Here is a 17,983-nt window from a genome sequence, read left to right as displayed (position 1 = left end):
TGAAGAAAAGAATCTTCAGGCTGTGAGCCACTCTGCAGCCTCCTGTGCGTTTGCCATCGCATTCCACGTGTGAAGCGCGGACGGTTACGCTATAATCGCGTCTTTTACAACAGACTAAAAAACATCAACTTTGACCATTACGAAACTTGCATGGCGTGATCTTGTCCCTGATACCGAAAGCTATCAGGAGATTTTTGCACAGCCACATGTCACTGAAGAAAACGACACATTACTGAGTGATACTCAACCACGTTTGCAATTTGCCCTGGAGCAATTGTTACAGCCCAGAGCCTCATCCCCTTTCATGCTGGCCAAAGCACCCGAAGAGCTTGAGTATCTTAATCTTCTTGCCGATGCCGCACGTGCCTTGCAGCACAATGCCGGTCACCTGACGGGAGGTCATTACGAGATCTCTGGTCATACGATTCGCTATCGTGACGCTGAGCGGGAAGAGGATAATTTTTCTACCTTATCTCAGGTGGTGATTGCCGACTGGGTTGAGGCAGAGCAACTGTTTGGCTGCCTGCGTCAATTCAATGGCGACATCACGTTACAACCGGGACTGGTTCACCAGGCCAATGGCGGCGTGCTGGTTATCTCGCTGCGCACTCTGCTTGCACAACCGCTACTGTGGATGCGCCTGAAAGCGATTGTCAGCCGCGAACGCTTTGACTGGGTAGCCTTTGATGAATCACGTCCGCTACCAGTCTCTGTGCCGTCTATGCCGCTTAAACTGAAGGTGCTGTTAGTCGGTGAGCGCGAATCGCTGGCGGACTTCCAGGAGATGGAGCCCGAACTGGCCGAGCAGGCGATTTATAGCGAATTCGAAGATAACCTGCAGATTGTGGATGCAGAATCCATGACGCAGTGGTGCCAGTGGGTAACGTGGACCGCGAGACATAATCAGTTGCCTTACCCGGCACCCGACGCCTGGGAAGTGCTGGTTCGCGAAGCGGTGCGCTATACCGGCGAACAGGATACGTTACCACTCAATCCGCTGTGGATCATCAGGCAGTTCACGGAAGTCGCGCCGCTGTGCGAAAGCGAAACCTGCAGCGGTGAACAACTTAGCCTGATGCTTGCTCAGAGAGCGTGGCGTGAAGGGTTCCTGGCTGAACGCATGCAGGATGAGATCCTCCAGGAACAGATTCTGATCGAAACCGAGGGTGAGCGCGTGGGTCAGATCAACGCCCTGTCGGTGATTGAGTTTCCGGGTCACCCTCGCGCCTTCGGTGAACCTTCTCGCATTAGTTGCGTCGTGCACATCGGCGATGGCGAGTTCACGGACATTGAGCGGAAAGCAGAACTTGGCGGTAATATTCATGCTAAGGGGATGATGATCATGCAGGCGTTCCTGATGTCGGAACTCCAGCTCGAACAACAGCTCCCCTTCTCGGCTTCACTCACGTTTGAACAGTCCTACAGTGAAGTCGATGGCGACAGCGCGTCCATGGCGGAACTGTGTGCACTCATCAGCGCCCTGTCAGATGTGCCGGTAAATCAGAACATCGCTGTTACCGGGTCGGTCGATCAGTTCGGTCGAGCCCAGCCGGTTGGTGGTTTAAATGAAAAAATTGAAGGCTTCTTCGCGATTTGCCAACAGCGTGAACTGACGGGTAAGCAAGGGGTGATTATCCCTTCTTCTAACGTCAGACACCTGAGCCTGCAACCCGCACTGTTACAGGCCGTTGAAGAAGAGAAGTTCACTATCTGGGCGGTAGATGACGTGACCGACGCATTACCGCTGCTGTTAAATCTGGTGTGGGATGGCGAAGGCCAGATGACGCTGATGCAGACTATCCAGGAGCGTATCGCCCAGGCGACGCAACAGGAAGGACGTCACCGTTTTCCATGGCCGCTGCGTTGGCTGAACGGTTTTTTTCCTAACTGATCGGACTTGTTCAGCGTACACGTGTTAGCTATCCTGCGTGCTTCAATAAAATAAGGCTTACAGAGAACATGGTAGATAAACGCGAATCCTATACAAAAGAAGACCTTCTTGCCTCTGGTCGCGGTGAGCTGTTTGGTGCGAAAGGCCCACAGTTGCCTGCTCCTAACATGCTGATGATGGACCGTGTCGTCAAAATGACCGAAACGGGCGGCAACTTCGACAAAGGTTATGTTGAGGCAGAGCTGGATATTAATCCTGATCTTTGGTTCTTCGGATGCCACTTCATCGGTGATCCGGTCATGCCGGGTTGCCTGGGACTGGACGCCATGTGGCAGTTGGTTGGATTCTACCTCGGCTGGCTCGGCGGTGAAGGCAAAGGCCGCGCGCTGGGCGTAGGCGAAGTGAAGTTCACCGGTCAGGTGTTGCCTTCTGCGAAGAAAGTGACCTACCGTATCCACTTCAAGCGCATCGTAAATCGCCGCCTGATCATGGGTCTGGCAGATGGTGAAGTGCTGGTGGATGGTCGTCTGATTTATACCGCAAACGATCTGAAAGTCGGGCTGTTCCAGGACACCTCTGCGTTCTGATGCCAACCGGGTGAATGACCAGATAGCGTCATTTATCACAGGTCATAAAAGGCGAAACCTCCGCACTGCGGAGGTTTCTTTTTAAAGAGACAGAATCAGGCCATTACCACCCTGTCAGCCATGGCTTCTCGCCAGCCTCCTAGCCAGTACGACCTCTGATTCAGCGTCTGATAGGGACACATTTCTTTTGAGCGTCCGGCAATACCGGCCTGATAACCACGTTGATGTGCCCGTTCCAGGCGATCTCGTTTTTGTCTCTTCATGCCTCGTTTCCCTCATACTTAATATCTGGTGGAAAAGATAACAGTGATTACGAAGTGTGCAATCACACTAAACGAATACCGCGAATCCCCGGTTCCGTCAATGCGCAAAATTCACACAGGTGTCATATTTGTGAGCTAGTGAAAAACTCGGTTGTACAAAAAATGTGAACCGGAACAAGTTCCTGGCCCCTCTTTATGGCCAAAAAAAACCGCCTCAAACGCACGGTCTGAGACGGTTTTATTTACAAAATTTTAAACTATGGGATGCGCTTCAGCTCCTGAGCGATCGCCGCCGCTTCCTGACTCCAGACGTTCGCCAGCACTTTCACCATTTCATCGTAACCGTCCTGTGTCTGTATGGCTTCAATGTGGAACGGGCGCTTAATGAGACGTCCCTGATGGTTTAGCAGCCACTCACCGCTGACCACCACTTTGCCATCATAACGACCGTGGAAGCCGGTGACCGTCACGTTGAGCGTGTCCTGCACGCTGCCTAACGGTTGAGACGCCACCACCCAACCCGGCAATTGCGTACTGAGATTGGCAACCAGCGTATTGCGCAACTGTTGATCCAGCGGACTGGCCCACAGATTATTATTGGCGATCACGTACTGTACATCGCTGGTCTGATAGACCACGCCATTGCCGGCCAGATAATCCGGCACTGCAACTTGCTCGACCCACAGCAGACGGTTCCCCTGGCTTGCGGTACTCTGCACGCCACCTTGCGCAACAGGAAGCTGGTAATAGCTTTTGTTATCTCCACTGGTACTGCATGATGTCAGCCAGAACGCCATCGCCACCACTAGCCACTTTTTCATTGTTTCGCCCTCTTCGGCTCTGGATCTTTCTTGTCCTTCGCTTCAAACACCAGCGCGTTACTCTTGTCATTCAGCGTTTTCAGCACCGGCTGTAGCTCGCGGAGCACCTGATCAAGACGTTGCATATCGGCCACCATCTTGTTGTAGGCTGCCGAACCCGGCTGGAAGCCCTGCATGCTGCGATTCAGTTCACGCAGAGTATTCTGCATATCTGCCGGCAGTTGTTGCATAGACTGACTGGACGTAATCTTGTTCATGTTATCCAGTGTCGTTTGCAGATGTTTCATCGTGCGCTGGCTTTCACTCAACGTATTGGTGGCCTGCTCAATCATCGGGTTCAGCGGCAGATTGTTGATCTTATCCAGCGCTTCCATCAGCCGCTGCTGAATTTGTGCCAGACCGCCGCTCACCGTCGGGATGATCTGATAACCGTTAAACTCGCGAATGCCGGTAATCGGCGGCTCTTTTGGATAGAAGTCCAGATCGACATACAACGCCCCGGTCACCAGGTTCCCGGTTTTCAGCGAGCCGCGTAAGCCCCGCTTCAGCAGGTCGGCCAGATGAGCGCCCACGTCGGTATCTTCACCCAACTGCGCTTTCAGACGCTCGGGTTCAATGCGCACCAGCACAGGAATACGGTAATCGTTGTTAAACACCTGACGCATATTTGGCGCAAAGAACGGCACTTTACTCACCGTCCCCAGACGAATACCGCGGAACTCCAGCGGCGCTCCCGGTTGCAGACCGCGGATCGAATCTTTGAAGAACATCAGGTAATCGATGTGCTCGGTGAACAGCGAATCCTGGATGCTTTTCTGATCGTCATACAGGCTAAAGGCGGCCTTCTCGGCAACCGGCTGACCCTGCTCAAGCCCTTCAGGTACGTCAAAACTAACACCTCCGCCAAATAACGTCGTCAGCGAGCCCATTTCTACCCGCATGCCTGCGGACGTCAGATCCACGGCAATCCCGCTGTCTTTCCAGAAACGGACGTTGCTGGTGACCAGGCGATCGTTAGGTGCATTAATAAACAGCTGATAGCTGATGCTGCGTTTTTGTGGATCAAAAGTACTGGTTTCCACCGATCCGACGCGATAGCCACGGAACAGAACCGGATCGCCGGGACTAAGCTGACCGGCTTTTTTACTGTCGAGCACCACGCGGATCCCCTTGGCATCAGGCGGCGCCAGCGGCGGCGAATCCAGCAGATCATACTTTTCCAGTTTGTTACCTTTATTACCCGGCTGCAGTTCGATATAAGCGCCAGAAAGCAGCGTCCCTAAGCCGCTGATCCCTTCACGTCCAACCTGTGGCTTCACCACCCAAAACACGGAGTCTTTGTGCAGCAGTTTTTCCATACCGGCGTTCAGGCGCGCTTTGATTTCAACATGCGTCAGATCGTCGGTCAGCGTGGCGCTTTCGACGACACCCACGTCAACGCTGCGGCTTTTGATAGTGGTTTTTCCGCCCTCGATGCCCTCGGCATTGGTGGTAATCAGGGTCACAACCGGTCCCTGATGGCTGTAGTGATAGAACAGAACCCATGCCCCAATCAGCGCAGTGACGATGGGAAAAATCCACACGGGAGACCAGTTTTTTACCTTCTGGATTTTGGCTTCCCCACTTTTAGATTCCATGTTATCAGGACTCCTCATGGCCTGGTTCTGGTTCACGATCCCACGACAGACGCGGATCAAATGTCATCGCAGAAAACATTGTCATAATGACGACTAAAGCAAACATTAATGCACCCATTGCTGGATAAATATTCATCAAACCTCCCATGCGCACCAGCGCAGAGAGCACGGCGATAACAAACACATCAATCATTGACCAGCGACCTACAAACTCCACCACTTCATAAATCAGGTGCATGCGTTCACTGTCACGCTTGCCATGCCCTTTGGCGTCCCAGCACAGCCAGGCAATGGCGATCATTTTTAGCGTCGGCACCATAATACTGGCGATAAAGATCACCGCCGCGACCGGATAAGAGCCTTCACTCCAGATTAAAACCACCCCTTCAAGAATGGTGGAAGGCAGTTTCGACCCCAGTAAATCGGTGATCATGATCGGCAAAATATTCGCTGGAAGATACAGCATGATCGACGTGAACAGTAATGCCAGCGTCCATTGCAGGCTGTTTCTGCGGCGCACATACCCTTTCGTTTCGCAGCGCGGGCAAAGATGCTCATCCGCCGGAAGGATCGCCGTACAGCAGGAACAAGAGCGTAATCCCTGACGAATGCCGGGAACGCCAGGTGTTAACGTCTGTTTAATCACGGGCATAGGGGCGATGTCGTCCCACAGCCAGCGACGGTCAACACACTGAAACGCGCGGAGTTGCAGAATGCAGAAGAAGCACCAGGGGATAAAGCTGCTGCCGACGCCGATATCGCCGTATGCCATCAGTTTGACGAAACTTACCAGCACGCCCGCGAGAAAAATTTCCGCCATTCCCCAGCTCTTTAGCTGAAACAGAATGCGAGCCAGTTGGGCTTTGAGCCTTGCGGGCATTTGTACCCGATTCACCAACAACAGAATGGTTAACAGGCAAAATGCGGGAACCAGTTGAACGAAGAGTAAAAAGAACGTACCGAGACTGGCGTAATTTTCCGAAAACAGGACACCAGGGATTTGCATCAGGGTCACTTCACTGCTCACCCCAGCGACATTCATATTCACAAAAGGGAACAGATTCGATAAAAGCAACATAAACAGCGCAACTAACGCATAAGCAGTGGGACGCTGTCTCGGCGCGTCCCACATCACCGTCAATGTTGTGCCACATCTCGGGCATGCCGCTTTCTGCCCATGCTCAAGGTGGGGCAATGCCACCAGCATGTCACACTGCGAGCACAAAATGTGCTTTGCGGCATGATGATGTTCGCACATGGTGTGCTCCTTAATTATGCACCATTCTTTAACGCTTCAAGATACTCCCAGCGCTCAAAGGCCTGCTCAAGTTCTTGCTCTGCATTTGCCAGATCGGCCAAAACCTGTTGTGTCTGCTCATGAGGCTGGCTGAAAAACGCGGCGTCGGCAACCTGTGCCTGCAGGGCTTCCAGCTTCGCTTCCAGTTCTTCCAGCAGTTGCGGTAACTGTTCCAGTTCGCGCTGCAGTTTATAGCTTAGTTTGCTACTGGCGCGTTTTACAATTTCTGCTTTCGGGGCAATCACTTCCTCAGTTTTTTTCGCCGCTGGCTGTTTAAACGCCAGATGCTGTTCCTGTTGACTGCGTGCATCATGATAGCCGCCGACATAACGGCCGATTTTCCCGTTGCCTTCGAAAATCCAGCACTCGGTCACCGTATTGTCGACAAACTGACGATCGTGGCTCACCAGTAACACGGTGCCCCGATAACCATCAATCAGCTCTTCCAGCAACTCCAGCGTTTCGACGTCGAGATCGTTCGTTGGTTCATCGAGAATCAACAGATTGCTGGGTTTCAGAAAAAGACGCGCCAACAGCAGACGATTTCGCTCACCGCCAGACAGTGCGCGTACCGGGGTCATCGCCCGTTTCGGATGGAACAAGAAGTCCTGCAAATAGCCGAGCACATGGCGCGGTTTGCCGTTAACCATCACTTCCTGCTTACCTTCGGCGAGGTTGTCCATCACCGTCTTGTCTGGATCCAGTTCGGCGCGGTGCTGGTCGAAATAAGCGACTTCCAGTTTCGTACCGACGTGAATACGACCGCTGTCCGGCGGCAACTGGCCTAACATCAGCTTCAGCAGCGTGGTCTTACCGCAGCCGTTAGGACCGATCAGGGCAATTTTATCGTTGCGCTGTACCTGAGCTGAAAAGTCTTTCACCAGCTGTTTGCCGTCGACCTGGTAATCCACGTTCTCCATTTCGAAGACGATCTTACCAGAGCGGGTCGCCTCTTCGACCTGCATCTTCGCGGTGCCCATCACTTCGCGGCGTTCGCTGCGTTCGCGGCGCATCGCTTTCAGCGCCCTCACGCGGCCTTCATTACGGGTACGACGGGCTTTAATGCCCTGGCGGATCCACACCTCTTCCTGCGCCAGCTTGCGATCGAACTCGGCGTTCTGGAGTTCTTCGACGCGCAGCGCCTCTTCTTTCTCCACCAGGTATTGATCGTAATTCCCCGGGTAGGTCACCAGCTTGCCACGATCGAGATCGACAATGCGGGTCGCCATATTGCGAATAAAAGAACGGTCGTGGGAGATAAAAATAATCGTCCCATTGAACGACTTCAGGAACCCTTCTAGCCAGTCAATGGTTTCAATATCGAGGTGGTTGGTCGGTTCATCCAGCAGCAGAACGCGCGGATTACTGACCAGTGCACGACCCAGCGCGGCTTTACGCAGCCAACCACCGGACAGCGACGACAACGCGGCATTAGGATCCAGTCCTAACTGCGCCAGCACCTCATTGATGCGGTTTTCCAGTTGCCACAGATTGTGGTGATCGAGCTGCTCCTGCACTTTTGCCAGCTCATTTAAGTTTCTGTCGCTCGGATCGGTCATCACCAGACGCGAAATTTCGTGATATCGCTTAAGGTAGACCGCCTGTTCTTCGATGCCTTCCGCGACAAAATCGTAAACGGTGCCTTCAATATTGCGCGGAGGATCCTGTTGCAAACGGGCAACGATCAGATCCTGCTCATAAATAATGCGCCCATCGTCCAGACCCTGCTCACGATTGAGGATCTTCATTAACGTTGATTTGCCGGCGCCGTTACGGCCCACCAGACAGACGCGTTCGTTATCTTCGATATGCAGTTCTGCATTATCAAGAAGCGGCGCGTCGCTGAACGACAGCCATGCGCCATGCATACTGATTAATGACATTTACTTATCCTTTCAGGCCGCGGTAATCAACCAGCAGTTGTGGATTTGACGGTTACGGGCAAAGTCCTGGGAAAGCGTTTTTTGGGTGATTTCTTGTGCTTTCAGCCCCAGCGCCGCCAGTCCGTCAAGATCCATACGGAATCCGCGTTTATTGTTGGAGAACATGATCGTGCCGCCTTTACGCAGCAGACGTTTCAGATCTTTCATCAGCGCCAGGTGATCGCGCTGAACGTCAAAGGCATCCTCCATCCGTTTCGAGTTGGAGAACGTCGGGGGATCGATAAAAATCAGATCAAACTGTTCATTAGCTTCACGCAGCCAGGCCAGACAGTCGGCCTGGATCAGGCGATGCGCGCGTCCGCTCAAGCCATTCAGACGCAGGTTGCGCTCTGCCCACTCAAGATAGGTACGCGACATATCGACCGTCGTGGTGCTGCGCGCGCCGCCTAAACCTGCGTGCACACTGGCGCTGCCGGTGTAGGAAAACAGGTTAAGGAAGTCTTTGCCGTTGCTCATCTGCCCCAGCATCCGTCGCGCAATACGGTGATCGAGGAACAGTCCGGTATCCAGGTAATCGGTCAGGTTCACCCACAGGCGAGCGTTGTATTCGCTTACCTCGATGAATTCCCCCTTCTCGTTCATCTTCTGATACTGGTTTTTCCCTTTCTGCCGTTCACGGGTTTTCAGCACCAGCTTGTTCGGCGCAATCTCCAGCACCGACAAGGTGGCGGCGATGATGTCGAACAGTCGCTGACGCGCTTTCTGCGCATCGACAGTTTTCGGCGGAGCGTACTCCTGAATCACGACCCAGTCGGCGTAGCGATCGACCGCTACGTTGTATTCAGGCAGATCGGCATCGTACAGGCGGTAGCATTCAATCCCTTCCTGACGCGCCCATTTTTCCAGTTTCTTGATGTTTTTACGCAGACGGTTGGCATAGTCTTCCGCCACCGTTGCCGGTTTGCTGTCCGGCGTGCTTTCCGCTACATGGTAGTTTTTCTGCACACAGTCCAGCGGGCCGTTTTTCGCTTTGAATTGTTTGTCCGCGCGCAGTTGCAGGCTGCTTAGCAAATCCGGTGAGGCGCTGAACAAAGAAAGGTTCCAGCCGCCGAACTGGTTCTTCATGGTGCGTCCCAGCAGGCTGTGCAGCGCAATCAGCGCCGGCTCGCTGTCCAGACGTTCGCCGTAAGGCGGGTTGCTGATCACCGTCCCGTAAGGACCTTTCGGCAGCGGATTGCTCAGCTTCGCCACGTCTTTGACTTCGAAGGTAATCAGTTCGCCAATCCCTGCGCGACGGGCGTTGCTGCGCGCGCGTTCGATCACTCGGGCATCACTGTCAGAACCGTAAAAACGCGAGGTATATTCAGCCAGACCTTTGCGGGCGCGGGTTTGCGCTTCCGCCTTCACGTCCTGCCAGATAGCGTCATCATGCTGCGCCCAGCCGCTAAAGCCCCAACGACCACGGTGTAAGCCCGGTGCGCGATCGGTTGCCCACATCGCCGCCTCAATCAATAGCGTGCCCGAACCGCACATCGGGTCGAGCAATGGAGTTCCCGGCTGCCAGCCAGAGCGCATCACAATCGCCGCCGCCAGCGTCTCTTTGATCGGCGCCAGACCGGTGCGATCGCGATAGCCGCGCAGATGCAGACCATCACCGCTTAAATCCAGCGCAATGCTGGCCGTGTCTTTATTCAGCCAGACGTTTACGCGGATGTCGGGCGATTCGCGATCGACATTCGGACGCGGCAGATTTTTACGCGTGAAGGCGTCAACAATCGCATCCTTGACTTTCATCGCGCCGTACTGGCTATTGCGAATGGTGTCGTTCAGCCCGCTGAAGTGGACAGCAAAGGTCGCACCCGGATTAAACATTGCCGTCCAGTCGATGGCCAGCACACCAAGGTAAAGGTCTAAGTCACTGTAAACTTTGCACTCACCCAAAGGTAAAATAATGCGCGAGGCCAGGCGACTCCACATCAGGCTCTGGTAAACAAGCCGGGTGTCGCCCTGGAAATGGACCCCACCCTGAACCACCTGACACTCCACGGCGCCGAGGCTTTCCAGTTCAGTTTTTAACAGCTCTTCCAGCCCACGGGCCGTACTGGCAAACAAAGAATTCATAGCGTCACTTATACTCGAAGAAAATTGCTGCGCATTATAGCTAATATGGGCGCTATGTCATAAAGTTGAGGGCTTATTTCTTTTGAGGGGCCGTACCGTGTTGACGTTATCCAGACTTTTCATCCACCCCGTCAAATCAATGCGTGGCATTGGGCTGACCCACGCTCTGGCAGACGTCAGCGGTCTGGCTTTTGATCGTATTTTTATGGTTACCGAAGCCGATGGCACCTTCATCACAGCGCGTCAGTTTCCACAAATGGTGCGCTTTACCCCCTCGCCCCTGCACGATGGCCTGCATTTGACCGCGCCTGACGGCAGCAGCGCGCTGGTGCGGTTTGCTGATTTTGCCGCCCAGGATGCGCCGACGGAAGTCTGGGGCAACCATTTTACCGCGCGAGTCGCCCCCGATGCGATTAATCAGTGGCTTAGCGGCTTCTTCTCCCGCAGCGTGCAACTGCGTTGGGTGGGACCACAGTTGACCCGGCGGGTTAAACGCCACGCGGGCGTGCCGCTCTCTTTTGCCGATGGTTTCCCGTATCTGCTGGTAAATGACGCTTCGTTGCGCGATCTGCAGCAGCGCTGCCCGGCGGGTGTTCAGGTTGAACAGTTCCGCCCGAACATCGTGGTTTCCGGTGCCGCCGCATGGGAAGAAGATAGCTGGAAAGTGATCCGTATTGGTGAGGTCATTTTTGACGTGGCGAAACCGTGCAGCCGCTGTATTTTTACCACGGTCAGTCCGGAAAAAGGGCAAAAACATCCCTCCGGTGAGCCGCTGGCAACGCTGCAAACCTTCCGTACCGCGCCGGACAATGGCGATGTCGATTTTGGGCTGAACCTGATCGCCCGTAATAGCGGCGTGATTCGCGTGGGCGATGAAGTGGAGGTTTTATCGACCGGTCCGGCTCGCGTTTATGGCGCCGCCGACACCGGGGAGACGGTTGAAGTCGCGCAGCAACCGAATGCTACGGTCACCATCGACTGGCAGGGACAGGCGTTTCAGGGGAACAATCAACAGGTATTGCTTGAGCAACTGGAAAACCAGGGGATCCGGGTACCCTATTCGTGTCGGGCGGGAATTTGCGGCTGCTGTCGTATCAAACTGCTGGAAGGCGAAGTGAACCCGCTGAAGAGATCGGCACTTGGCGATGATGGCACCATCCTCAGCTGTAGCTGCGTGCCAAAAACCGCGCTGAAGCTGGCGCGTTAAACCGCCTGTTCCAGGCTGAAGCTGTGCGGACGAAACGACGGCTTCAGTCGGTCATTCATTATTTTAATCGCATCACCAAGCTGCATCGTCCGCCCGGCCACAACCACGCCGGGTTGCGCCAGCAGGCACAGCGCCGCATTTTCGCCAGGCTCTACCACTAACAGATTGATTTGTTCCTGGGTATCGCTCAGCCAGACACAGGCCGCATCGCCAGTGCCGGGTACCCAGTTTTCGCCGTGCGCCACAAAGTGCCAGCTTTTCGGCATTTGGGGTTTCAGATAGCGAATGGCCACCAGCGCATTGAGCACCAGTTCCGCTTTCTGGTCTTTAGAGAGCTCAAGGTCGCGGCACTTTTCTTCAAAGGAGAAGTACAGCGCGGCATCGTCAACGCAAAAACCGGACGGTGAGAATGCATCCGGGGTGAGCATTTTGCGGGCAAAACGCGAGCGAAATAACATGCCATTGGCTAAATCGAGCATCATTCGGTCATGCTCTTCGTCATAATACCAGCGCCAGTTATCGTCAGGTTTAATTCGCATTGTTTTCTCTCCCCTCTCCATCGCCCCGTTGCAAAATTGTCCTTTTTCGCCGCTTCGTTTATTACCTTAATAAGCAAAGCTTAAAATGTTTAAATAAGCAACAGTGAAAGAATATAAAACAACCAGGGGAGGAAATAAACCCCTGGTTGTCTGATATTCTGATAAAGAGAGAGAAAAAATCAAATATGGGTAACGATTTCTTTAATCAGTGGCGGACCTTTAAAAATAAAACCAGAATAAATCTGAACCAGCGACGCCCCGGCAGCCATCTTCTCGCGCGCGGCAATCACTGAGTCGATACCGCCAACGCCAATAACAGGCAACTGACCTTTTAATTCCTGAGACAGACGGCGGATAATTTCTGTACTTTTTAATTGCAGCGGACGACCACTTAAGCCACCCATTTGATCGCAATTTTTCATTCCCTGAACCAAAGAACGATCGAGTGTTGTATTGGTGGCAATAACACCATCAATATTATGGCGTACTAAACTATCGGCAACCTGGATCAGTTCTTCCTCAGAAAGATCCGGCGCGATCTTTACAGCGATCGGAACATATTTCTGGTGGATCTTTTGCAGATCGTTTTGTTTATTTTTAATCGCCGTAAGCAAATCATCCAGCGCGTCGCCATATTGTAATGAACGTAATCCCGGCGTATTTGGCGAGGAGATATTAATGGCAATATAACCGGCATAGGCATAGATTTTTTCCATACAAATCAGATAGTCATCTTTACCCTGCTCAACCGGCGTATCTTTATTTTTGCCGATATTAATTCCGAGCACCCCGTCATAATGGGCCTTTTTAACGTTCTCGACCAGGTTATCAACGCCGTGGTTATTAAAGCCCATACGGTTGATCAAACCTTCGGCATCGACCAGGCGGAACAGTCTTGGCTTATCGTTGCCGGGCTGTGGACGCGGGGTCACGGTGCCGATCTCGATCGAGCCAAATCCCATCGCGCCCAGGGCATCAATACACTCCCCGTCCTTGTCCAGACCAGCAGCCAGACCAAGCGGATTTTTAAAGGTTAATCCCATACAGGTGACCGGTTTCGCCGGGACCTTCTGGCGGATCAACGCTTCTAGCGGCGTTCCCGTCACACGACGTAATTGCTGAAAAGTTAATTCATGAGCGCGCTCTGGATCGAGCTGGAAAAGGGCTTTACGAACGAAGGGGTAGTACATGAACTCTCCTGGATTCCCGGTGTGCAAACCGGGGGCGTATTATGGGTGATATCGAACAAAAAGGGAATTGACCTGCGGCAATAAAAAGCAAACGTTTTCCCTGTCAGCTTCTTTTTATGCAATTTTCAGCTTTTCAATTCCGCATAAATCATTTCGATTCCCGATTCCCCTCTGTCAGACTGCAAAAATTGTTATCAATGTTAAATAAAAGCGAACAATTGGTTATAAGGGGAGAATGCAATTATGCGCGTCATCACTTTGGCGGGAAGCCCACGCTTTCCCTCTCGATCCAGTGCTTTACTGGAATATGCCCGGGAAAAATTGAACGGTCAGGACGTTGAGGTGTGCCACTGGAATCTGCACAACTTCGAGCCTGAAGATCTGCTGTATGCCCGTTTCGACAGCCCGGCACTGAAAACACTGGTCGCGCAACTGAAAGAGGCGGACGGCCTGATCGTTGCCACGCCGGTTTATAAAGCCGCCTATTCCGGGGCGCTAAAAACGCTGCTCGATCTGCTCCCCGAACGGGCGCTGGAAGGTAAAGTCGTCCTGCCTCTGGCGACAGGCGGCACCGTTGCACATCTGCTTGCCGTCGATTACGCGCTGAAACCGGTGCTCAGCGCCCTGAAGGCGCAGGAGATTTTACACGGCGTCTTTGCCGATGACTCCCAGGTGATCGACTATCAACATAAGCCGCATTTCACGCCCAATTTACAGTTACGTCTTGATAAAGCGCTGGAAACGTTCTGGCACGCCCTGCATCGCCGCGACGTTAAGGTTCCTGCTTTTGATACTGTGCGAGGTGCGGCCCATGCGTAATCTTCTCAAAGCTCGTACGGCATGGCTGGCATTCGCCGGACTGCTGGCCTTTTGCGGACTGACACAGGCGGCGGAGCCCTCACCTGATGCCCTGCGTATAGGCTATCAGAAAGGCAGCATCAGTATGGTCCTGGCGAAAAGCCACCAGCTGCTGGAAACGCGTTATCCCGGAACCAAAATATCCTGGATTGAATTTCCCGCCGGACCGCAAATGCTGGAAGCCCTGAACGTCGGCAGTATTGATCTGGGCAGCACCGGCGATATTCCGCCCATTTTCGCCCAGGCCGCTGGCGCAGATTTAGTGTACGTCGGCGTAGAACCGGCGAAACCGAAAGCCGAAGTGATTCTGGTGCCGGAAAACAGCCCCATCAAAACGGTGGCGGAACTGAAAGGCCATAAAGTGGCGTTCCAGAAAGGATCCAGCTCGCACAACCTGCTGCTGCGCGCCCTGCAACAGGCCGGGCTGAAATTTACCGATATCCAGCCGACGTATCTTACCCCTGCCGATGCCCGAGCGGCGTTCCAGCAGGGTAACGTTGATGCATGGGCCATCTGGGATCCTTACTATTCCGCTGCATTATTGCAGGGCGGTGTGCGCGTACTGAAAGACGGCAGCGATTTGAAGCAAACGGGATCGTTCTATCTCGCCGCGCGACCGTACGCTGAGAAGAACGGCGCGTTCATTCAGGGCGTGCTGGATACCTTCAGTCAGGCAGATGCGTTAACCCTCAGCCAGCGGCAGGAAAGCATTGCCCTGCTGGCGAAAACAATGGGACTGCCAGAGCCCGTGATTGCGTCATATCTCGATCATCGCCCGCCGACCCGCATTTCACCGGTCAGTGACGCTGTAGCCGCGTTGCAACAACAAACCGCAGATCTGTTTTACGACAACCGCCTGGTACCGAAAAAAATCGATATCCGCCAGCGCATCTGGCACCCCACTCAACAGGAAGGAAAATCATTATGAGTCTGAATATGTTCTGGTTTTTACCGACGCACGGTGACGGTCACTATCTGGGGACGGAGGAAGGCTCGCGTCCGGTGGATCATGGCTATTTACAGCAGATTGCGCAGGCGGCGGATCGTCTGGGATTCACCGGTGTGTTGATCCCCACCGGGCGATCCTGTGAAGACGCGTGGCTGGTCGCGGCATCAATGATCCCGGTAACTCAGCGACTCAAATTCCTGGTCGCATTGCGCCCGAGCGTCACTTCACCGACAGTCGCCGCACGGCAGGCCGCTACGCTTGACCGCCTCTCCAACGGTCGCGCGCTGTTTAACCTGGTCACCGGCAGCGATCCACAGGAACTGGCGGGCGACGGTGTGTTTCTCGATCACAGTGAACGTTACGAGGCCTCTTCGGAGTTCACCCAGGTCTGGCGTCGTTTATTGCAGGGTGAAACCGTCGACTTCAACGGTAAGCACATTCACGTTCGCGGAGCGAAACTGTTCTTCCCGCCCATCCAGCAACCCTATCCCCCACTTTACTTCGGCGGCTCTTCCGATGTCGCCCAGGATCTGGCCGCTGAACAGGTCGATCTGTACCTCACCTGGGGCGAACCGCCTGAGCTGGTGAAAGAGAAGATAGCCCAGGTACGAGCCAAAGCGGCGGCGCGTGGGCGTAACATTCGTTTTGGCATTCGCCTGCACGTCATTGTCCGTGAAACCAACGAAGAAGCATGGCGAGCCGCGGACCGGCTGATCGCTCACCTTGATGACGACACGATCGCGAAGGCGCAAGCGGCGTTTGCCCGGACGGATTCTGTCGGTCAGCACCGAATGGCGGCGCTGCATAACGGCAAGCGCGACCAACTGGAGATCAGCCCGAATTTGTGGGCCGGTGTGGGTCTGGTGCGCGGTGGCGCCGGGACCGCGCTGGTCGGCGACGGACCGACGGTGGCGGCGCGCATCAACGAGTATGCCGCGCTGGGCATCGACAGCTTTGTCCTTTCCGGCTACCCACATCTGGAAGAGGCGTACCGGGTCGGCGAACTGTTGTTCCCGCATCTGGACGTCGCGATCCCGGAAGTCCCACAACCGCAACGCCAGCATCAGCAGGGTGAAGCGGTGGCGAATGAATTTATCCCGCGTAAGGTTGCGCAAAGCTGAGGAGAACCATGATGGCAACGACAACGAAAAAGTGGTTGTTACGCGTTGCCCCCTGGTTTTTACCGGTGGGCATCGTCGCCGTCTGGCAACTGGCCTCCTCCATGGGCTGGCTCTCCGGGCGTATTTTACCCTCACCGGAAGGGGTGATCATCGCCTTCTGGACGCTCTCCGCCAGCGGCGAACTCTGGCAGCATCTGGCCATCAGCTCATGGCGTGCGCTGATCGGCTTTTCGATCGGCGGTTCGATTGGCCTGACGCTGGGGCTGATCAGCGGCTTATCGCGCTGGGGGGAACGCCTTCTGGACACCTCCATTCAGATGCTGCGCAACGTTCCACATCTGGCACTCATCCCGTTAGTGATTTTGTGGTTTGGCATTGATGAAACCGCGAAGATTTTTCTGGTCGCGCTGGGGACGCTCTTTCCAATTTACATCAATACCTGGCACGGGATCCGCAACATCGATCGCGGCCTGGTGGAGATGGCGCGTAGCTACGGATTATCCGGCTTTTCGCTGTTTATCCATGTGATCCTGCCCGGCGCCCTGCCCTCGATCATGGTCGGCGTCCGCTTTGCGCTGGGGCTGATGTGGCTGACGCTGATCGTCGCGGAGACCATTTCAGCCAATTCAGGAATCGGTTATCTGGCGATGAACGCTCGCGAATTCCTGCAAACGGATATCGTGGTTGTCGCCATTATTCTCTACGCCCTGCTCGGTAAACTGGCCGATGTCAGCGCTCAACTGCTGGAACGCGTCTGGTTGCGCTGGAACCCGGCTTATCATGTGAAGGAGGCCACCGTATGAATACCGCCCGTCTGAACCAGGGTACACCGCTCCTGCTGAATGCGGTAACGAAAAAGTACGCGGGTAACATCGTACTGAATCAGCTTGATCTCCATATCCCGGCAGGCCAGTTTGTCGCCATCGTCGGGCGCAGCGGTGGGGGAAAAAGCACCCTGCTACGCCTGCTGGCGGGGCTGGAATCGCCAAACGCCGGTGAACTGCTGGCGGGAACCACGCCGCTTCGCGATAGTCAGGACGACACCCGCATGATGTTTCAGGATGCCCGACTTTTGCCGTGGAAATCGGTGATCGACAACGTGGGACTGGGTCTGAAGGGCCACTGGCGGGACGCTGCGCGTCAGGCGCTGGCGGCGGTTGGGCTGGAAGAGCGGGCGAGCGAATGGCCAGCAGCGCTTTCCGGCGGACAAAAACAGCGTGTTGCCCTTGCGCGGGCGCTAATCCACCGGCCGGGCCTGCTGTTGCTTGACGAACCGCTTGGCGCGCTGGATGCGTTAACACGTCTGGAGATGCAAGATCTCATTGTTTCGCTGTGGCAGGAGCATGGTTTTACCGTGCTGCTGGTGACACATGACGTCAGCGAAGCCGTGGCGATGGCCGATCGGGTGTTGCTGATTGAGGATGGTAAGATTGGACTGGATTTGACGGTCGACATTGCACGCCCCCGCCGCCTGGGATCGGTGCGTTTAGCGGAGCTGGAGGCCAACGTATTGAGTCGGGTGATGCAGCGTGGGGTAACGGAACAGCCGATCCGTCGGCATGGATAAGTATTCAGGACGTTGTAGGCCCGGTAAGCATGAGCGCCACCGGGCATTTTGC

General features: G+C 54.5%; 16 protein-coding genes. 8 read left to right on the top strand and 8 right to left on the bottom strand.

Annotation, left to right across the window (positions count from 1 at the left end; translation table 11 throughout):
- Nucleotides 1–130: 130 nt before the first annotated feature.
- Nucleotides 131–1,891 carry a Lon protease family protein gene (locus HVX64_RS09325; protein WP_043001160.1) on the top strand — a complete coding sequence of 587 codons (1,761 nt, stop codon included), beginning with the start codon at nucleotides 131–133 and terminating at the stop codon, nucleotides 1,889–1,891.
- A 68-nt stretch (nucleotides 1,892–1,959) separates the two neighbouring features.
- Nucleotides 1,960–2,478: a bifunctional 3-hydroxydecanoyl-ACP dehydratase/trans-2-decenoyl-ACP isomerase gene (gene fabA, locus HVX64_RS09320; RefSeq protein ID WP_013097260.1), complete on the top strand. Its 519-nt coding sequence runs from the start codon at nucleotides 1,960–1,962 to the stop codon at nucleotides 2,476–2,478.
- Between the two features lie 95 nt (nucleotides 2,479–2,573).
- On the opposite strand, the gene rmf is transcribed toward fabA, so the two are convergent.
- The 6 genes from rmf to rlmKL all read right to left on the bottom strand — a co-directional run bounded on the left by rmf (nucleotide 2,574) and on the right by rlmKL (nucleotide 10,500).
- Nucleotides 2,574–2,741, bottom strand: a complete 168-nt coding sequence (rmf, locus tag HVX64_RS09315; RefSeq protein WP_042320000.1) for a ribosome modulation factor — start codon at nucleotides 2,739–2,741, stop codon at nucleotides 2,574–2,576.
- Between the two features lie 257 nt (nucleotides 2,742–2,998).
- On the bottom strand, nucleotides 2,999–3,562 hold the full coding sequence (gene pqiC, locus HVX64_RS09310) for a membrane integrity-associated transporter subunit PqiC (protein ID WP_044256303.1): 564 nt from the start codon (nucleotides 3,560–3,562) through the stop codon (nucleotides 2,999–3,001).
- Complete coding sequence (gene pqiB, locus HVX64_RS09305; protein WP_044256306.1) at nucleotides 3,559–5,199, bottom strand: intermembrane transport protein PqiB; 1,641 nt, start codon at nucleotides 5,197–5,199, stop codon at nucleotides 3,559–3,561. The genes pqiC and pqiB overlap by 4 nt, the downstream gene beginning before the upstream one ends.
- Before the next feature lie 4 nt (nucleotides 5,200–5,203).
- On the bottom strand, nucleotides 5,204–6,457 hold the full coding sequence (gene pqiA, locus HVX64_RS09300; RefSeq protein ID WP_043001163.1) for a membrane integrity-associated transporter subunit PqiA: 1,254 nt from the start codon (nucleotides 6,455–6,457) through the stop codon (nucleotides 5,204–5,206).
- 14 nt (nucleotides 6,458–6,471) lie between these two features.
- A complete protein-coding gene (locus HVX64_RS09295; RefSeq protein WP_044256308.1) occupies nucleotides 6,472–8,379 on the bottom strand; it encodes an ABC transporter ATP-binding protein in 1,908 nt (635 codons plus the stop codon).
- 12 nt (nucleotides 8,380–8,391) lie between these two features.
- Nucleotides 8,392–10,500, bottom strand: coding sequence for a bifunctional 23S rRNA (guanine(2069)-N(7))-methyltransferase RlmK/23S rRNA (guanine(2445)-N(2))-methyltransferase RlmL (gene rlmKL, locus HVX64_RS09290; RefSeq protein ID WP_044256310.1), 2,109 nt, complete (start codon nucleotides 10,498–10,500; stop codon nucleotides 8,392–8,394).
- A gap of 97 nt (nucleotides 10,501–10,597) precedes the next feature.
- Between rlmKL and HVX64_RS09285 the strand changes: the two genes are divergently transcribed.
- On the top strand, nucleotides 10,598–11,707 hold the full coding sequence (locus tag HVX64_RS09285) for a YcbX family protein (protein WP_044256311.1): 1,110 nt from the start codon (nucleotides 10,598–10,600) through the stop codon (nucleotides 11,705–11,707).
- Here HVX64_RS09285 and zapC read toward each other — a convergent pair.
- Nucleotides 11,704–12,246, bottom strand: coding sequence for a cell division protein ZapC (gene zapC, locus HVX64_RS09280; RefSeq protein ID WP_043001167.1), 543 nt, complete (start codon nucleotides 12,244–12,246; stop codon nucleotides 11,704–11,706). The genes HVX64_RS09285 and zapC overlap by 4 nt on opposite strands.
- Nucleotides 12,247–12,425: 179 nt before the next feature.
- A complete protein-coding gene (gene pyrD, locus HVX64_RS09275) occupies nucleotides 12,426–13,436 on the bottom strand; it encodes a quinone-dependent dihydroorotate dehydrogenase (protein WP_043001168.1) in 1,011 nt (336 codons plus the stop codon).
- A 243-nt stretch (nucleotides 13,437–13,679) separates the two neighbouring features.
- Here pyrD and ssuE point away from each other — a divergent pair, with 243 nt between their 5' ends.
- Genes ssuE through ssuB form a run of 5 tightly spaced genes read left to right on the top strand, consistent with a single transcriptional unit; the run spans nucleotide 13,680 to nucleotide 17,931 of the window.
- Nucleotides 13,680–14,255, top strand: coding sequence for an NADPH-dependent FMN reductase (ssuE, locus tag HVX64_RS09270; RefSeq protein ID WP_044256313.1), 576 nt, complete (start codon nucleotides 13,680–13,682; stop codon nucleotides 14,253–14,255).
- Nucleotides 14,248–15,222 (top strand): sulfonate ABC transporter substrate-binding protein, encoded by a 975-nt coding sequence (locus HVX64_RS09265; protein WP_043001170.1) that lies wholly within the window; start codon nucleotides 14,248–14,250, stop codon nucleotides 15,220–15,222. The genes ssuE and HVX64_RS09265 overlap by 8 nt, the downstream gene beginning before the upstream one ends.
- Nucleotides 15,219–16,364: an FMNH2-dependent alkanesulfonate monooxygenase gene (gene ssuD / locus HVX64_RS09260; protein WP_043001171.1), complete on the top strand. Its 1,146-nt coding sequence runs from the start codon at nucleotides 15,219–15,221 to the stop codon at nucleotides 16,362–16,364. Before HVX64_RS09265 ends, ssuD begins: the two co-directional genes overlap by 4 nt.
- Before the next feature lie 11 nt (nucleotides 16,365–16,375).
- On the top strand, nucleotides 16,376–17,167 hold the full coding sequence (ssuC, locus tag HVX64_RS09255; protein ID WP_044256315.1) for an aliphatic sulfonate ABC transporter permease SsuC: 792 nt from the start codon (nucleotides 16,376–16,378) through the stop codon (nucleotides 17,165–17,167).
- On the top strand, nucleotides 17,164–17,931 hold the full coding sequence (gene ssuB, locus HVX64_RS09250; protein WP_043001173.1) for an aliphatic sulfonates ABC transporter ATP-binding protein: 768 nt from the start codon (nucleotides 17,164–17,166) through the stop codon (nucleotides 17,929–17,931). The genes ssuC and ssuB overlap by 4 nt, the downstream gene beginning before the upstream one ends.
- Nucleotides 17,932–17,983: the final 52 nt, after the last annotated feature.

This window comes from Citrobacter sp. RHB20-C16 (assembly GCF_013890155.1).
In the GTDB taxonomy this organism is placed as follows: Bacteria; Pseudomonadota; Gammaproteobacteria; order Enterobacterales; family Enterobacteriaceae; genus Citrobacter_A; species Citrobacter_A amalonaticus.
Note: the sequence above shows the minus strand (reverse complement) of the source record. Positions and strands in the feature narration are given on the sequence as shown.

Coding starts and splice junctions, on each gene's coding strand:
- pqiC (WP_044256303.1), bottom strand. CDS start 3,562: ATGAAAAAGTGGCTAGTGGTGGCGATGGCGTTCTGGCTGACATCATGC.
- rlmKL (WP_044256310.1), bottom strand. CDS start 10,500: ATGAATTCTTTGTTTGCCAGTACGGCCCGTGGGCTGGAAGAGCTGTTA.
- HVX64_RS09295 (WP_044256308.1), bottom strand. CDS start 8,379: ATGTCATTAATCAGTATGCATGGCGCATGGCTGTCGTTCAGCGACGCG.
- pyrD (WP_043001168.1), bottom strand. CDS start 13,436: ATGTACTACCCCTTCGTTCGTAAAGCCCTTTTCCAGCTCGATCCAGAG.
- pqiA (WP_043001163.1), bottom strand. CDS start 6,457: ATGTGCGAACATCATCATGCCGCAAAGCACATTTTGTGCTCGCAGTGT.
- ssuD (WP_043001171.1), top strand. CDS start 15,219: ATGAGTCTGAATATGTTCTGGTTTTTACCGACGCACGGTGACGGTCAC.
- rmf (WP_042320000.1), bottom strand. CDS start 2,741: ATGAAGAGACAAAAACGAGATCGCCTGGAACGGGCACATCAACGTGGT.
- zapC (WP_043001167.1), bottom strand. CDS start 12,246: ATGCGAATTAAACCTGACGATAACTGGCGCTGGTATTATGACGAAGAG.
- ssuB (WP_043001173.1), top strand. CDS start 17,164: ATGAATACCGCCCGTCTGAACCAGGGTACACCGCTCCTGCTGAATGCG.
- pqiB (WP_044256306.1), bottom strand. CDS start 5,199: ATGGAATCTAAAAGTGGGGAAGCCAAAATCCAGAAGGTAAAAAACTGG.
- ssuC (WP_044256315.1), top strand. CDS start 16,376: ATGGCAACGACAACGAAAAAGTGGTTGTTACGCGTTGCCCCCTGGTTT.
- ssuE (WP_044256313.1), top strand. CDS start 13,680: ATGCGCGTCATCACTTTGGCGGGAAGCCCACGCTTTCCCTCTCGATCC.
- fabA (WP_013097260.1), top strand. CDS start 1,960: ATGGTAGATAAACGCGAATCCTATACAAAAGAAGACCTTCTTGCCTCT.
- HVX64_RS09265 (WP_043001170.1), top strand. CDS start 14,248: ATGCGTAATCTTCTCAAAGCTCGTACGGCATGGCTGGCATTCGCCGGA.